The 14686-nt window shown below is 67.5% G+C and carries 13 protein-coding genes; 4 read left to right on the plus strand and 9 right to left on the minus strand.

Annotated features, from left to right (window positions below; genetic code table 11):
* Window positions 1-43: 43 nt before the first annotated feature.
* Genes AC50X6_RS07205 through AC50X6_RS07215 form a run of 3 tightly spaced genes read right to left on the minus strand, consistent with a single transcriptional unit; the run spans window position 44 to window position 5251 of the window.
* Window positions 44-1600 (minus strand): FAD-dependent oxidoreductase, encoded by a 1557-nt coding sequence (locus tag AC50X6_RS07205; RefSeq protein ID WP_494965547.1) that lies wholly within the window; start codon window positions 1598-1600, stop codon window positions 44-46.
* The gene (locus tag AC50X6_RS07210; RefSeq protein ID WP_494965548.1) at window positions 1597-3843 is read right to left on the minus strand and encodes a molybdopterin oxidoreductase family protein; all 2247 of its coding nucleotides are present in this window, start codon (window positions 3841-3843) and stop codon (window positions 1597-1599) included. Before AC50X6_RS07210 ends, AC50X6_RS07205 begins: the two co-directional genes overlap by 4 nt.
* A gap of 1 nt (window position 3844) precedes the next feature.
* The gene (locus AC50X6_RS07215; protein WP_494965549.1) at window positions 3845-5251 is read right to left on the minus strand and encodes an MFS transporter; all 1407 of its coding nucleotides are present in this window, start codon (window positions 5249-5251) and stop codon (window positions 3845-3847) included.
* A gap of 290 nt (window positions 5252-5541) precedes the next feature.
* Here AC50X6_RS07215 and AC50X6_RS07220 point away from each other — a divergent pair, with 290 nt between their 5' ends.
* Complete coding sequence (locus AC50X6_RS07220; RefSeq protein ID WP_494965550.1) at window positions 5542-6954, plus strand: MFS transporter; 1413 nt, start codon at window positions 5542-5544, stop codon at window positions 6952-6954.
* Window positions 6955-7120: 166 nt separating this feature from the next.
* On the opposite strand, the gene AC50X6_RS07225 is transcribed toward AC50X6_RS07220, so the two are convergent.
* The 6 genes from AC50X6_RS07225 to AC50X6_RS07250 form a co-directional block, all read right to left on the minus strand.
* Entirely contained in the window at window positions 7121-7852 is a 732-nt protein-coding gene (locus tag AC50X6_RS07225; RefSeq protein WP_494965551.1) for a glutamine amidotransferase, read from the minus strand.
* A gap of 34 nt (window positions 7853-7886) precedes the next feature.
* Window positions 7887-9749 (minus strand): acetyl/propionyl/methylcrotonyl-CoA carboxylase subunit alpha, encoded by a 1863-nt coding sequence (locus AC50X6_RS07230; protein WP_494965552.1) that lies wholly within the window; start codon window positions 9747-9749, stop codon window positions 7887-7889.
* Window positions 9750-9873: 124 nt separating this feature from the next.
* Entirely contained in the window at window positions 9874-10554 is a 681-nt protein-coding gene (locus AC50X6_RS07235; RefSeq protein ID WP_494965553.1) for a Maf family protein, read from the minus strand.
* Window positions 10555-10690: 136 nt separating this feature from the next.
* Window positions 10691-11329: a hypothetical protein gene (locus tag AC50X6_RS07240; RefSeq protein WP_494965554.1), complete on the minus strand. Its 639-nt coding sequence runs from the start codon at window positions 11327-11329 to the stop codon at window positions 10691-10693.
* Window positions 11330-11677: 348 nt separating this feature from the next.
* Entirely contained in the window at window positions 11678-11971 is a 294-nt protein-coding gene (locus AC50X6_RS07245; RefSeq protein ID WP_494965555.1) for a DUF1905 domain-containing protein, read from the minus strand.
* Between the two features lie 60 nt (window positions 11972-12031).
* A complete protein-coding gene (locus AC50X6_RS07250; protein WP_494965556.1) occupies window positions 12032-12676 on the minus strand; it encodes a maleylpyruvate isomerase family mycothiol-dependent enzyme in 645 nt (214 codons plus the stop codon).
* A 205-nt stretch (window positions 12677-12881) separates the two neighbouring features.
* Between AC50X6_RS07250 and AC50X6_RS07255 the strand changes: the two genes are divergently transcribed.
* From AC50X6_RS07255 to AC50X6_RS07265, 3 genes are all read left to right on the plus strand, one after another.
* Window positions 12882-13340 carry a winged helix-turn-helix transcriptional regulator gene (locus tag AC50X6_RS07255; protein WP_494965574.1) on the plus strand — a complete coding sequence of 153 codons (459 nt, stop codon included), beginning with the start codon at window positions 12882-12884 and terminating at the stop codon, window positions 13338-13340.
* Between the two features lie 73 nt (window positions 13341-13413).
* Window positions 13414-13659 (plus strand): ribbon-helix-helix domain-containing protein, encoded by a 246-nt coding sequence (locus AC50X6_RS07260; RefSeq protein ID WP_494965557.1) that lies wholly within the window; start codon window positions 13414-13416, stop codon window positions 13657-13659.
* Complete coding sequence (locus AC50X6_RS07265; RefSeq protein WP_494965558.1) at window positions 13656-14000, plus strand: type II toxin-antitoxin system PemK/MazF family toxin; 345 nt, start codon at window positions 13656-13658, stop codon at window positions 13998-14000. Before AC50X6_RS07260 ends, AC50X6_RS07265 begins: the two co-directional genes overlap by 4 nt.
* Window positions 14001-14686 lie beyond the last annotated feature (686 nt).

Raw genomic sequence — 14686 nt, forward strand, 5'->3', positions numbered from 1 at the left:
GGCCCCTCTCTTTGCATTCAAAATCCAGGGATCCCCGCAGCCCCTACGCCACCGCCCCCTGGAAGTGCTTCTCGATAATCCCCTTGATGTCGTCATGGCAGCCGCCACATCCAGTCCCCGCACGCGTCGCGCCGGAAACCTCGGCCACCGTCCCGCACCCGGATGCAACCGCAGCGGCGATGGCAGTCCCGCTGACGCCCGCGCACCGGCACACAGTCCGTTCCGGATCAGGAGCGTCGGCGGCGGCAGCCTGGTCCGGACCGTCCAGCCGCAGCAGCAGCGACCTGTCCGCGGGCAGCTCGGCGCCGCGTTCGAACAGCTGCACCAGCTCGGCCGCGGTGCGGGGCATGCCTACCGCAACGAGGCCTTCGAGAACGCCGGCGCGGGTGGCCATTTTGACGTAGCGGCCATGTTCGGGGTCGGCCCACTGGGCGATCTGCAGCCGGGGCCGGCCGTCCGCGGCCCCCGCACACAGAACGTCCTCATCCCATGGCTCCGCGGCAACATCCCCGGCCACGGCCATGGTCATCCCGCGGGCCTTGAGTACAACCACGCCGGGCAGTTCCGCCGGCAGCGCCGGCAAGGCCTCGGCGTCGGGAGCCTCGGAGGCCAGTAACACCAGGTACTCCGCCAGCCATTCCGCCTGCCGCCACCCCGGACCCACCAGTCCGGACGGCCCCTGCGCGGCCCGGCACTCGAGACACTCAGCATCCGGGCAGCGGACCTCGGCGCAGTCACCGATCGCAAAGATATGCGGTTCGTGGTGCGCCCGGAGCCTGTGGTCCACCAGGATGCCGGCCGCCGTCGGGAGCCCGCAGCCTTCCGCGAGTTCCGTTCGCGGCCGGACGCCGCAGGAGAGCACCAGCAGGTCGCCGTCGATCGCGGACCTGTCGTCCAGCAGCAGCGCCGAGAAGCCGCCGTCGGGCGCGTTGTGTTCCACCCCGACGGACCGGGCGTTGCCCGCCACCCGCACGCCGCAGTTCCGCAACGACGCGGCGAGCACCGCGCCGCCGCCTCGGTCGATGGTCCGTCCCAGCGGGTGCGGGCCGTTGTGCACCACGGTCACGGTGGCGCCTTCCTCGGCCGCGGCGAGGGCAATCTCCAGGCCCAGCACGCCGCCGCCGAGCACCACCACGCGCTTCCCGCCGGCCACCGCGGCGTGGAGCACCGAGGCGTCGCGCAGGTCCCGCAGGGCAGTGACGCCGGCAGGCAGCACCGGCGCGGCCGGGTCCGGGTTCAGTCCGGTGAGGTTGGGGATCACCGGACGGGAGCCGGTGGCGAAGACGAGCCGCTCGTAGCCCGGGGAGGTGCCATCGCTTAACAAAACCCGCTGCCGGGCGCGGTCCACCCGGCGGACCCGGACGCCCAGCCGGACGTCGACGCCGTCGGCAATCAGCGCCGCAGCGTCGGACAGAGCCAGCGCCGACGCGGTGGTGCGCCCGACGCCCAGGTCAGCTACGAGCACGCGGTTGTACGCGGCCTCAGCCTCCTCGCCGATCACCGTCAGCTGCGCGAGTCCGCTGCGTACCGCCGGCAGCAGCTCATCAACCAGCCGCGCGGCCACCGGCCCGAAGCCCACCACCACAATGCGCTCGGTCATGAGGCCCCCTCTTTGTGAAGCTCGATAGTTGGAGACACACCAGCACCCGGCCGGACCCACACCCTGCTGGTCTTGAACTCCGGCATCCCGGAAATTGGATCTGTGACGGCCTCGGTGAGCCGGTTGGCGCTCTCCAGCTCCGGGAAATGGAACGGCAGGAACACCGTCTCGGGCCGGATGCCGATGCTCAGCTCGGCCCGGCAGGAGACCTCGCCGCGGCCGTTGGAAATCGAGACGACGTCGCCCTCGGCGATGCCCTGCGCGGCGGCGGCCGCGGGATGGATCTGCAGCCGGGCCCCGGGCTGGGCGGCGGCCAGCGCGGCAACCCGCCGCGTCTGCGCACCGGACTGGTAGTGCTCCATCAGTCGCCCGGTGATCAGTGTCATGGCCGTTCCGGAACGATCAGCGCCGGCCCGGTCAGCGTCCGCGGCAGAAAGCGTACGACGGCGGGGCGTCACCGCAGTGAACACGGCCCGCCCGCCGGCGTGGGCAAAGGACTCCAGGAACAGCCGCGGCGTCCCGGTACCTCCAGACGGATACGGCCAGTATGCCGCCTCGCCGCGGTCCAGCATGGCGTAGTCGATCCCGGAGTAGTCGGCCAGACCGCCCTCGGAGGCGAGCCGGAGTTCCTTGAAGACAGTCTCCGGGTCCTCGCTGAACATCGACGGCGCGTCCAACATTTCCGCGAGCCGGGCCATGATCCACAGCTCCGTGCGCACCCCGGGCGGGGGAGCGAGGGCCCGGCGGCGGCGGAGCACCCGGCCCTCGAGGTTGGTCAGCGTGCCCTCCTCCTCGGCCCACTGGGTGACCGGCAGGATCAGGTCAGCCTCGGCGGCGGTCTCGGAGATGAAGAAGTCGCAGACCACCAGGAAGTCCAGGCTGCGCAGGCCCTGGATCACGGCGTTGGCGTCCGGCGCGGAAACCGCCACATTGGCGCCGTGCACGAAGAGGCACCGGACGCCGTCGGGCTGTCCCATTGACTTGAGCAGTTCGACGGCGGGGAGGCCGGGTCCGGGGATCAGCGCCTCCGGGACGCCCCACACGGCAGCCATGTGGGCGCGGGCGGCGGGGTCGGTGATTTTCCGGTAGCCGGGGAGCTGGTCCGCTTTCTGGCCGTGTTCGCGGCCGCCCTGGCCGTTTCCCTGGCCGGTGAGGGTGCCGTAGCCGCTGCGCGCGGAGCCGGGCAGGCCCAGCAGCAGGCTCAGGTTGATGGCGGCCGTGGCGGTGTCCGTGCCGTCGACGTGCTGTTCCACGCCGCGGCCGGTGAGGATGTAGCTGCCGCCGCGACGGGCGCCGTCGGCCAGCCGGCGGGCGGTGTCGCGGATGAGTCCGGCGGGGACGCCGGTAAGGGTCTGCACCCGCTCGGGCCAGTAGGGGGCGACGCTGCGGACCAGGGCCTCGTAACCCGTGGTGCGTTCCGCGATGTAGCCGGCGTCGGCGAGGCCCTCGTGGATCACCACGTGGGAGAGGCCCAGGAGCAGGGCTAGGTCGGTGCCGGGCAGCGGCTGCAGGTGCAGGCCGCCGCCGTCGGAGGTGAACACCGCGGTGGCCGAGCGGCGGGGGTCCACGACTATCAGTCCGCCGGCGTCGCGGGCGCCCTGCAGGTGCTGGACAAACGGCGGCATGGTCTCGGCGATGTTGGAGCCGAGCATCAGGATGGTGCTGGCGGAATCGAGGTCCGCCAGCGGGAACGGCAGGCCGCGGTCCAGGCCGAAGGCGCGCATCCCGGCCGCGGCAGCGGAGGACATGCAGAACCGGCCGTTGTAGTCGATCCGCGAGGTGCCCAGGGCCAGCCGGGCGAATTTGCCCAGCAGGTAGGCCTTCTCATTGGTCAGCCCGCCGCCGCCGAAGACCCCGACGGCGTCCGGCCCGAAGCGGGCGCGGGTCGCCTTCACAGCGGTGGTGATCAGTTCCAGGGCCTCGTCCCAGCCGATGGGGCGGTGGACGCCGTCGGCGCCCTTGAGCAGCGGCTCGGTGACGCGGCCCGGGTGGTTCAGCAGCGAGGCCGAGGTCCAGCCCTTGCGGCACAGGCCGCCGCGGTTGGTGGGAAAGTCCCGCCCGGTGACGTCCAGGAGGGGTGCCCCCGGGACACCAGCGGACGACGGCGCCGCCCCCGCAAGGCGTGCCGCCCCGGCTGCGCTGCGTCCGCCGTCGTCCGCCGGACGCCCGCCGGCGGGGACCGTCAGCGTCATGGCGCACTGAAGAGCGCAGTAGGGGCAGTGGGTGGCGGCGCCGGCGGTCATGTTAGACGTGTCCCAGTGCGTTGCGGTTGGCGTTGCGGATGTAGCAGGCCCAGCAGACGGTCAGCATCAGGACGTAGGCCCCCACGAAGCCGTAGAACGCGGGGGTGTAGGAGCCGCTGGCGCTGTTGGAGGCGTTGAGCACCTGCGGGATAACGAACCCGCCGTACGCGCCGATGGCCGAGATCAGGCCCAGCGCCGAGGACGCGAGGCGCTGGGTGGTTACGGTGCTGGCGCCGGCCTTAGCTGCCCGGCTGGAGGTGGCGAAGATGATGGGGATCATCCGGTACGTGGCACCGTTTCCGAAGCCGCTGGCGGTGAAGAGCAGCAGGAACAGGCCAAGGAAGAGCCAGAAGTTCTTCAGCGGCAGGGTCCAGATCATGGTGAGGGTGATGACGGCCATCGCGGCGAACGCGGCCACCGTCATCCGGGCGCCGCCCATCCGGTCGGCCATCCGGCCGCCGTAGGGACGGGCCAGCGAGCCGACCAGCGGGCCAAGGAATGCCAGCGACAGCGCCACAGTGCCGACGCCGATCGAGGAGAACGCCGGGAAGTAGTCCTTGATGAGCTTGGGGAACACGCCGGCGAAGCCGATGAAAGAGCCGAAGGTGCCGATGTACAGCAGCGCCATGATCCACAGGTGCGGTTCCTTGAGCGCAGCGAGCGAGCCCGCAACATCGCCCTTGGCACTGGTCAGGTTGTCCATATACTTCCACGCCCCGAACGCGGCGAGCAGGATCAGCGGGACCCACATGAGGCCTGCCATGGGCAGGTTGACGGTGCCTGCGGCCAGGAGCGTGATGGCAATCGGAACCGCAAGCTGTGCGACGGCGGCACCGAGGTTGCCGCCGGCGGCGTTCAGGCCCAGCGCCCAACCTTTTTCGCGGGCCGGGTAGAAGAACGTGATGTTGGCCATCGAGCTGGCGAAGTTGCCGCCGCCGAAGCCCGCCAGGGCCGCCACGAACAGCATGGTGCCGAACGGGGTCTCCGGGTTGGCGACGCACAGGGCCAGCCCAATCGACGGGATCAGCAGCAGCAGGGCCGAGACGATGGTCCAGTTGCGGCCGCCGAAGCGGGGGACCATAAAGGTGTAGGGAATCCGGAGGGTGGCGCCCACAAGGCTGGGCATCGAGATCAGCCAGAAGATCTCCGAGGTGGTGAAGGTGAAGCCGGCCGCGGGCAGCTGGACCACCACAATCGACCAGAGCTGCCAGACCACAAAGCCCAGGAACTCGGCGAAAATGGACCAGTTGAGGTTGCGCCGGGCGATGCTGCGGCCCTGGGAATCCCACTGTTCCTTGTTCTCGGCGTCCCAGTTGGCGATCCAGCGGCCGGGGCGGTGGTCGAGGACGGGCTGGTCGAGGACGGGGGCCGCGGCGGGGCGGGTATCTGCGGATTGTTCAGCAGTCACAGGTGACCTCCTTGGGGGATGTTGTCCTTCCAACGTAGGCAAGCCGCGTTTCCGGGACCGTCGCGGTTTGTTAACGTGCTGTGACGTTTGCCTATCGGCGCGTTTGTGACGGCGTGAGGGGCAAAGTTTGGCGTAGTGTGATGACCACCACGTGAGACAACCTCAGATGTCCAAATAGTGGACTATTTGTCCATTGACTGGACAGCGGGAACTATTATCAGACATATACGAATCCTCCAGCCGGACGGTCTCAAGCGCCGCCACTCCGGTCCTTATGAAAGTGCTACTACATGTCATCCACTGTTAACCTTTCGAAGCAGGGGTCCGCCACGCCGGTGAACTCGCGCGGCCGCGTCATTGTGGCCAGCCTGGTCGGCACCACCGTTGAGTTCTACGACTTCTACGTGTACGCCACCGCCGCCGTCCTGGTTTTCCCCCGGCTCTTTTTCCCGGGTCAGAACGAAACCACCCAGCTGCTGAGCTCCTTCGCAGTCTTCGGCGTCGCGTTCGTCGCCCGCCCGCTCGGGTCCATCGTGTTCGGCCACTTCGGTGACAAGTTCGGCCGGAAGGGCACCCTGGTGGCGTCGCTGCTGACCATGGGCATCGCCACCTTCCTGATCGGCTGCCTGCCGACGGCGCTAGTCCCGGGCTGGGAATTCTGGGCCCCGGCGCTGCTGGTTGTTATGCGGTTCGCCCAGGGCCTGGCTCTTGGCGGTGAGTGGAGCGGGGCGGCCCTGCTGGCCACCGAGAACGCCCCGGCGAACAAGCGGGCCATTTACGGCACGTTCCCGCAGCTGGGTGCGCCGATCGGTTTTATCATCGCCAACGTGATTTTCCTGGTCTTCAGCTACGCACTGTCGCCGGCGGACTTCATGGCATGGGGCTGGCGTGTGCCGTTCCTGCTTAGCGCCGTTATGGTCATCATCGGCCTCTACGTCCGCCTGAAGCTGATCGAAACTCCGGCGTTCACCAAGGTGCTTGAGTCCAAGGAGGTCGCCAAGCTGCCGCTCGCCCGGGTTTTCAAGACCAGCTGGCGCCAGGTCATCCTGGGCACGTTCATCATGCTTGCCACCTACGTGCTCTTCTACCTGATGACCACGTTCACGCTGACCTACGGCACCCGCGCCTCCAGCCTGGATGCCGCCAAGGCGGCCGCGGAGAAGGCAGGCAAGCCCATGACTGAGGCCGCGGCAGCCGGGTTCGTCCCCGGACTGGGCTTCACCCGCAACGACTTCCTGTGGATGCTGATCGCGGGCGTCGTGTTCTTCGGTATCTTCACCCTGGTCTCCGGGCCGCTGGCGGAGAAGTACGGCCGCCGCAAAATGCTGCTCGCCGTCACCGGAGGGATCTTCGTTTTCGGCCTGCTGTTCGTCCCGCTCTTCAGCGGCGGCTTCGTAGGCACCATGGCACTGCTGATCGTCGGGTTCTCCCTGATGGGCCTGACATTCGGACCCATGGGTGCGCTGCTGCCGGAGCTGTTTCCGACGAATGTCCGGTACACCGGCTCCGCCATCAGCTACAACGTCTCCAGCATCCTGGGCGCGGCCGTGGCTCCGTTCATCGCCGTCTGGCTCTGGGAAATGGCGAAAGGCAGCCCCGGACTGGTGGGCGTCTACCTCACCTCCATGTCCGTTCTGACGCTGGTGGCACTGTTCCTGAGCAAGGAAACCCGCGACCTGGACTACGAGAACAACGTAGCCTGAGGCCCCTTCCCGGTTGAATCCCTCAACCGGCTCCGCGAGGTGAGACTTCGCGCCCATGATTCCCCTCAACATGGGCGCGAAGTCTCACCTCGACGGGTTTAATGGGCGCTCCATCCGCCTGCCCGCATCCGCCTGCCCGCGCCCGCGCCCGCACTCCGGCTCAGGCCTACCCGGCGTACCGCTCCACGAAGTTCCGCAGGATCTTCATCGGCTCGGTCACGCTGTGCTGCCGGGCGAGGTCCATAAGCTCCTCCGCGGAATCGGGCGGGAAGTAGCCGGCGTGGCGGTAGATGTCGATCCGGGTGGTGAGCCCGTCGGCGTCGAGCTCGGGATGGAACTGGGTGGCATAGAGGTTGGTCCGGATCCGGAACATCTGCACCGGGCAGTTGGCGGAGCTGGCGAGGAGTACGGCATGGCCCGGCAGTACGGTGCAGGCCTCCTTGTGGCCCACAAATGCGGTGAATGACTGAGGCAGGCCCTTGAGCAGCGGGTCCACCAGCCCCTCTTCAGTCACACTCACGGTCACACCGCCGAGCCCTTCGCCGTAGGTCCGGTCGATCACGGCGCCCTGGTGCAGGCCCAGGGTGCCCACCCCGTAGCAGGCGCCGAAGAAGGGGAAGTCCTCGGCCACGATCCGGTCCAGCAGGGCGGCGAGCTCGCGCTCCACCCGGTGCTGGACGGCGGTCTTGTGCCCGGCGGGGTCGCTGGAAGTGAAAGGGCTCCCGCCGACGATCACGCCGGAGTACTCGGAGAGCTCCAGTTCAGGCAGGGGAGCGGCTTCCATCCGGATCCGGTGCAGCTGCTCCGCGGCCAGCCCGGCATAGCGCAGGTAGGCCCGGTATTCGTCTTCGGCGGCGTCGTCCTCGGCCCGGGAGGCGAGGAGCAGAAATGGCTTCACAGAACTAAGTTTGCCCCTCGCCGCGGCCGGTGCGCTATTCGGCGTCCTCGATCAGGGCGATGACGGCGCCCGCGGAGACGGTCTCGCCGGGGGATGCGGACAGCCCGGTCACGATGCCGGTCCGGTGGGCGGTGAGCGGCTGTTCCATCTTCATGGCTTCGAGCACAACCACCAGATCGCCTTCGGCTACGAGGTCACCCTCGGCGACGGCCACCTTGACGATGGTGCCCTGCATCGGGGAAGTGAGGGCGTTGCCGCTGGCTGCGACCGCGCCGCCGCCGGTGCGCGGACGCTTCTTAACCTTGGCCGGCCGGCCGCCGCCCGTGCCGCCGGTTCCGTTGCCCAGCGACGCCGGGAGCACAACTTCAAGGCGCTTGCCGCCCACCTCGACGACGACGCGCTGGCGTCCGCCGTCGTCGTCCGCTTCAGTGTCGGTGCCGGTGGGTGTCCAGGCGGGAATGTCGTTGACGAAGGCGGTCTCGATCCAGCGGGTGTGGATCTTGAACGGGCCCTCGGCGGGGGCGAAATCGGGGTCGGTGACGACGGCGAGGTCGAACGGGATGACGGTGGGGATGCCTTCGACCACCATCTCCTCGAGGGCGCGGCGGGCGCGCTGCAGGGCCTGCGTCCGGGTGGCGCCGGTGACGATCAGCTTGGAGAGCATCGAGTCGAAGTTGCCGCTGATGATGTCGCCCTGCTCCACGCCGGAGTCGACCCGGACGCCGGGGCCGGTGGGGTTTTTCAAGAGCGTGATGGTGCCCGGTGCGGGCATGAAGTTCCGGCCCGGGTCCTCGCCGGTGATGCGGAATTCGATCGAGTGGCCGCGGATTTCCGGGTCCCCGTAGCCGAGTTCCTCGCCGCGGGCCAGCCGGAACTGCTCGCGGACGAGGTCGATTCCGGTGACTTCCTCGGAGACACAGTGCTCCACCTGGAGACGGGTGTTGACTTCGAGGAAGGAGATGGTGCCGTCCTGGCCTACGAGGAATTCGCAGGTGCCGGCGCCGAGGTAGCCGGCTTCCTTGAGGATGGCCTTGGAGGATTCGTAGATCCGGCGGTTCTGCTCTTCGGTAAGGAAGGGGGCGGGGGCTTCTTCGACGAGTTTCTGGTTGCGGCGCTGCAGCGAGCAGTCGCGGGTGGAGACCACCACCACGTTGCCGTGGGCGTCGGCGAGGCACTGCGTCTCGACGTGGCGCGGGGCGTCCAGGAAGCGTTCGATGAAGCACTCGCCGCGGCCGAAGGCGGCGACGGCTTCGCGCACGGCGGATTCGAAGAGTTCCGGGATTTCCTCGCGGGTGCGGGCCACCTTGATGCCTCGGCCGCCGCCGCCGAAGGCTGCCTTGATGGCAACGGGCAGGCCGAATTTGTCCACGAACTCGAGGATTTCCTCGGCGGATTCCACCGGATCGGCGGTGCCAGGAACCTGCGGTGCGCCCACCTTTTCGGCGATGTGGCGGGCCTGGACCTTGTCGCCTAGGGCGGAGATCGAGGCGGGGGAGGGGCCGATCCAGGTGATGCCGGCGTCGATCACCCTGGCGGCGAACTCGGCATTTTCGGAGAGGAAGCCGTAGCCCGGGTGGATCGCGTCGGCGCCGGAGCGCCGCGCCACCTCGATCAGTTTGTCCATCACGAGGTAGGACTCGGCGGCGGTGTTCCCGCCGAGCGCGTAGGCCTCGTCGGCGAGTTTGACGTGCAGCGCGTCCCGGTCCGGGTCCGCGTAGACCGCCACGGAGGTGATCCCTTCATCGCGTGCGGCGCGGATGATCCGCACCGCGATTTCGCCGCGGTTGGCGATCAGCACCTTGCTCATCGGACGTGCGCCCGGCGGGGTGACTGCGGCGGTGCCGGCCTGGGCTGATGGCTGCACGGGATTTGCGGACTGCTCCGAATTTGCTGACAAGGCGTCTCCTTCTTTCCTTCAGGGAGCCTAGCGCGGTTTTGTGGGTTCCGCCGATAGTACTTGCGGATTCCGCGCGTAAACCGCCCAGCCTTTGTAGGGTTGCTACAAAGGTCTGCGAATTAGCTCACTCGGCGCGGATCAGTGCGGGATCCGCGGCGCCGGTTGTCCACAGCTCGGTGATACTTATCCGGGCCTGGCCCAGCAGCCCGCGGAGGGTGGAAATGGACAGCCCGACGACGGCGTGCGGGTCGCCGTCGACCTTGCGGATGAAGGCCCCGCCGTAGCCGTCGATCGTGAACGAGCCGGCGCACTGCAGCGGTTCTCCGGTGGCGATGTAGGCGTCGATTTCCGCGGCGCTCATCTCCATGAAGTGGACCTCGGCTGAGGTGACGTGGCCCAGGGTCGCGCCGGTGCCGGCACCTGCTTTGTTGCCGCCGTCGGCCTCCGTGTCCCGGCAGTCGACCAGCCAATGGCCGGTGTGCAGGACACCCTTGCTGCCGCTCATCCGATGCATCCGCTCCCGGGCGACGTCGGCCGTGTACGGCTTGCCGTGCGCCTCGCCGTCGAACTCGAAGACCGAATCGCAGCCGATCACCAGCGCGCCGTCCGCCTCCGGCAGCGAGGCCACGGCCTCGGCCTTGGCGCGGGCCAGGAGCAGGGCCGTGTCGTGCGGGTCGGTCACGCCGTAGCGGGCCTGGACGGCGTCCTCGTCCACATCCGAGACAAGGATCTGGTGCCGGATGCCGGCGTCGGTCAGCAGCTTGGTGCGGGCGGGGGACTGGGAGGCAAGAATGAGGCGGGTCACCGCTCCAGCCTAATCCACTGCGGTAGAGCAAAGCGGGGTCACGTACGGCCCATGCGGCGGCCTTGGATGGGCGCTAAGTGACCCCGCGTTGCTTGAGCCTTTTGCCGTAGCCAGGCCGCCCATCTAGCGGCGCTGGTCAGTCGGGGATCGGTACGTGGACGGCAGCCGGGCGCCACATCAGCCATCCCCACCACACCTGGGCTCCTCCGAAGACCACCGCGGACAGCGGACCTGCGACAGGCACGAAGGGTCCGCCCAGGGCCAGGAAGGCCGGTCCGCTGATCGCGAGCAGTAGACCGGGAGCGCGGTGGAAGTCACCCGCCCGTGCTGCAGCGGCGCCCAGCATCGCCAGCCCCAGAGGCCAGCCGAGCGCGAGGACGCCTGTGCCGATGAACAGGGGGGAACTCAGCAGCGGCCCGTCCAGCGCCAGGAGCTCCGGAGCTCGGTTCGCCAGCACAGGGAACACGATGGCCTCGGCCGCTGCAAGCCCGGACGCCCCGACCACTCCGACGAGCGTGACGATCAGCCCGGCCTGACCCAGTCGGCCCAGCCTATTCTCGTGGATGGCGACGAGGCCGGCAGCGCCGATGAGAGCCAGGATGAAAACGAATACACCGATTGCGTGCATCGCGGTCCAGGCCCCGAAGCCGCGCACAACTTCGTCGACGGGCTGGTTGAACAGACTGGGATGCCACGGCAATGCGGACGCGACGACGAACCCGCTCACCGCCAGCGAGACCGCTGACACCCGCACGGAAACATGCAAGCTGCTCATGTCCTCATTCTAGTGCGGGTGGACCCGAATCCGTCGACGACCGCCTGCTCACAGGCAACCTTTGGGGGCGGGGCATTGAATGTGTCATCCCCGAAAAGGACGACCAGAAAGCCAACCGGAAACGCAAAGGCTCCGCCGGCGGACGGCCCGTCGCCTACGACAAGGACGGCTACAAACGGCGCGACGTCGTCGAGCGCAGCTTCAACACCCTCAAACAATGGCGCTCCCTGGCCACCCGCCACGACCAACCGACCCCGCACCTACCGCTCAGCGACCGTCCTACACGCCGTCGTCATCTGGAGCACCTTATTGGGAGACATGCCCTGGGCCCCACGCGGCCACGGCTGCTCACGCGAAGCGGCGCGTTAGATGCACAGTTACCTCGTCGCCGATGTCCTTCTCCAGGACCTTCCGGAACGCAGCCCGGAGTGGCATCATGTGCGTGCCGCCACCCACAGGCAGCATGGTCGCCTCGTAGTCGTGGCCGTCAACGGTGCCGCCGACCTTGACGGACTTGCCTGTGCCGAAGAAGTCGGCGGAGTCGGGCATCTGCACGCAGAGCCAGCCGCTGTTTGCATCGGCTATGACGTTCGCACTGAAGGTGGTGTCAATGGGCTGCGCGGTCTTATTCGTATTCGTCATTGTTGGTCTTTCTCGTGTCGATCCTGATAGGTCCGGGGTGGGCCGACTGCCAGGTAACTGTCAGGAGCGAGAACGCTGCGCGAAGGCCGCGGCCCCCGATCCAGTGAGCTCGTCCGCAGCCACGGGCCGTCCTGATGCGGCAAGCAGAAGGACTATGGCGGGGCCGCGGACCTCTTGGCCCGTGCCGTGTTCGAAGGCCGCGTCGGAGGCAACCAGTCGCCATCCCTCAGCACGTTCCTTGCCGCCTCCCATCTTCTCAGTCGTCTTTAGCTGGTGGCTCAGTGCGGTGATTACGTGGGTGGCCGGGTAGTCGCGGCTGATACCTACAGGACGGCGGATGTCCTCCCCGTGGACGAACGCTTCGACCAACCGAGTGGCGAGCGGCGCCGGGGGGCCGGTTGTCCGAGTGAGCACGGCGCGAAACTCAGCCAGCGTGCGACCAGGATCGTCAGCGCGTTCCCGTGCTACCCCTGCGGCGTTGTCCCGGTCGAAGTCGAAGCCGACAGCGACCATGCTGCGGACGAAGCCCAGGCGGGTCGTCTTCGCGGTATCGACGAGATGGGCCACGACGTCGTGAACGTCCCAATCGGGACAAGGCGAGGGCCTCTGCCACTGTTCTGGTTGCAGCATCTCGAGGTCGCGAATCAGCGCCCGACGTTCGTCGTGCACCACAGGCCAGATGACGGAGCCGAGTCGCGAGTTCATTTCACTACTAAAACAAAAGCGGACACTTCTTGGCAATCAGCGGCCCAGCGCCGCTGTCGCGCAGAAACTTACGGCTCGTACAACGACGGGTGTGCCTCAGCTCATGCGCTCGACCTCTTCGGAGAGCGCTGGGCGCGCATCACCGTGCGCGAGCTGATACTTGGACCCAAGCGCTTCGTAGACACCCAACTCGACATCCCCGGGGATCGGGCCGGCGGCGCTCTCCCAGCGCCTCCAGGACCTTGAAGAGGCGGGCATTGTGGTGCGCCGCAAACTGCGCATGCCCACGCACACGACAATGTACGACCTTACGGACTGGGGGCGTGACCTTGAGACAGTCAACACCGCCCTGTCGCTATGGGCAGTTCGCTCACCGCGGACACCGCTCGACGCCGATATGAGCCCCGATACGCTCGTCTTGGCAATGCGGGCACATGCGCGACCGCTCGCCCAAAGCGCACAGAGTTGGCAACTGCACGACATCAGCATGGAAAACCCTCATCATCAGCGGAGATCCGCTCGAAAACTGCAAGGACATCGCGGTCGAAGGGGACGGGGAGGCTGTCCTTGCCCTGCTCGACGTCACCCGGCTGCAAGCCCCGATCAAGCCCGGACCAAGAGATTTAACGGGAGGCACGCGCCCGCGATCTGTCGCCGGATTTAAAGACCCGCAGTTTCCGTCCCGGTGCGGGCTCCCTCAGCGACAACTCTCGGTATGACCAGTTATACTTGGAACTATGAAGACCGCGATTTCGATTCCCGACAGCGACTTCGAACGCTTCGAGCGGGTCGCTGCGCGACATGGCATGAACCGGTCCGAGTTCTTCCGGCGCGCCGGCCGCCGTCTTGTCGAGGAGCTTGAGGGCGAAGCGGAACTGACGGCGCTAGCGAACTCGGTGATCAAACGCGCCGGGCAACCTTCCGCGGACAGCCCGTTTCTGCATGAGTCGGCGCGCACGATGCTCGAACGCACCGACGGGTGATCTCGCACGGCGACGTCGTTTGGATCGACTTCGGTTCGCCTCGCGGATCAGAACCAGCAAAGCGTCGGCCGGCCGTCGTCGTGCAGGAGGATTGGTTGCTTGCCACCCAGATCGCGACGGTCCTCGTCGTGCCACTGACGTCGAACGTCGCACTGGAAGCCTTCCCGGGCAACGTGCTGATACCGGTCGACGCTTCCGGTCTCGGCAAGGACTCCATCGCGGTGGTGTCGCAGGTCGGTCCGGTCAGCCGCGAGTTCCTCGAACCGGACCCCGTCGGGCACGTGCCCAGTTACGTACTCTTCAAGGTCGCGGCCGGCATCCGCCTGGCTATGGGCATCTGAACGCGCATTCCGCCTGCGCAGTCGCCAGTAGCCGACCGGCTTACGCAACTGCCGCTGAGCTCTTGCGCGAGTACCCGAGCGATAAAACCAAAGCTGTAGCCCAAAAAGAACAATGGATCCCATAGCCATGCGTGGCCAATCATGGCGTTGACGTCATAGGCGGGGGCGAGGCGATGTGCGTATCGCTTTTGCGCTGCCTGCTTGGTCATCCCGAGTGTGGTGCCGATGCTCTGCCAGGTAGCGCCAGCGGTCCGGGCCCAAGCGTTCCTTGTCCGGGAACTCTGAAAGCTTGGATGCCGCCGATCATGATCGGGGCGACATCGGCCCTGCGGCCCGGGACGGAGGCCAGAATCATGACAATGGAGAGCACGCCCAGTCCGGCCATCGACAGTCCGGCTCCGATCCGAAGCCGTTTCTCCCGCGCCGATGAAACCATGGGCTAGTTCACCGGGCCTTCGCATCCATGTCGAGGAATCGCCCGGCATGGACGACGGACGGCACCCCAACGCACGCCATGTGGTCCGGATCTTATTGTCACAGGTGCCCGATAGCCTTTTTCCATGGACGGTATTAGGGGGTCCGAGGTGGCTACTTCGGGAGGCGGTGTGACGGTCATGGAGGTGGCCCGCTCACTGGCCGCTGTCCGGCCCTGCCATGACGACGACGACGGCGGGGCCGGGCTGATC

The sequence above is a fragment of the Pseudarthrobacter sp. HLT1-7 genome (assembly GCF_059383435.1).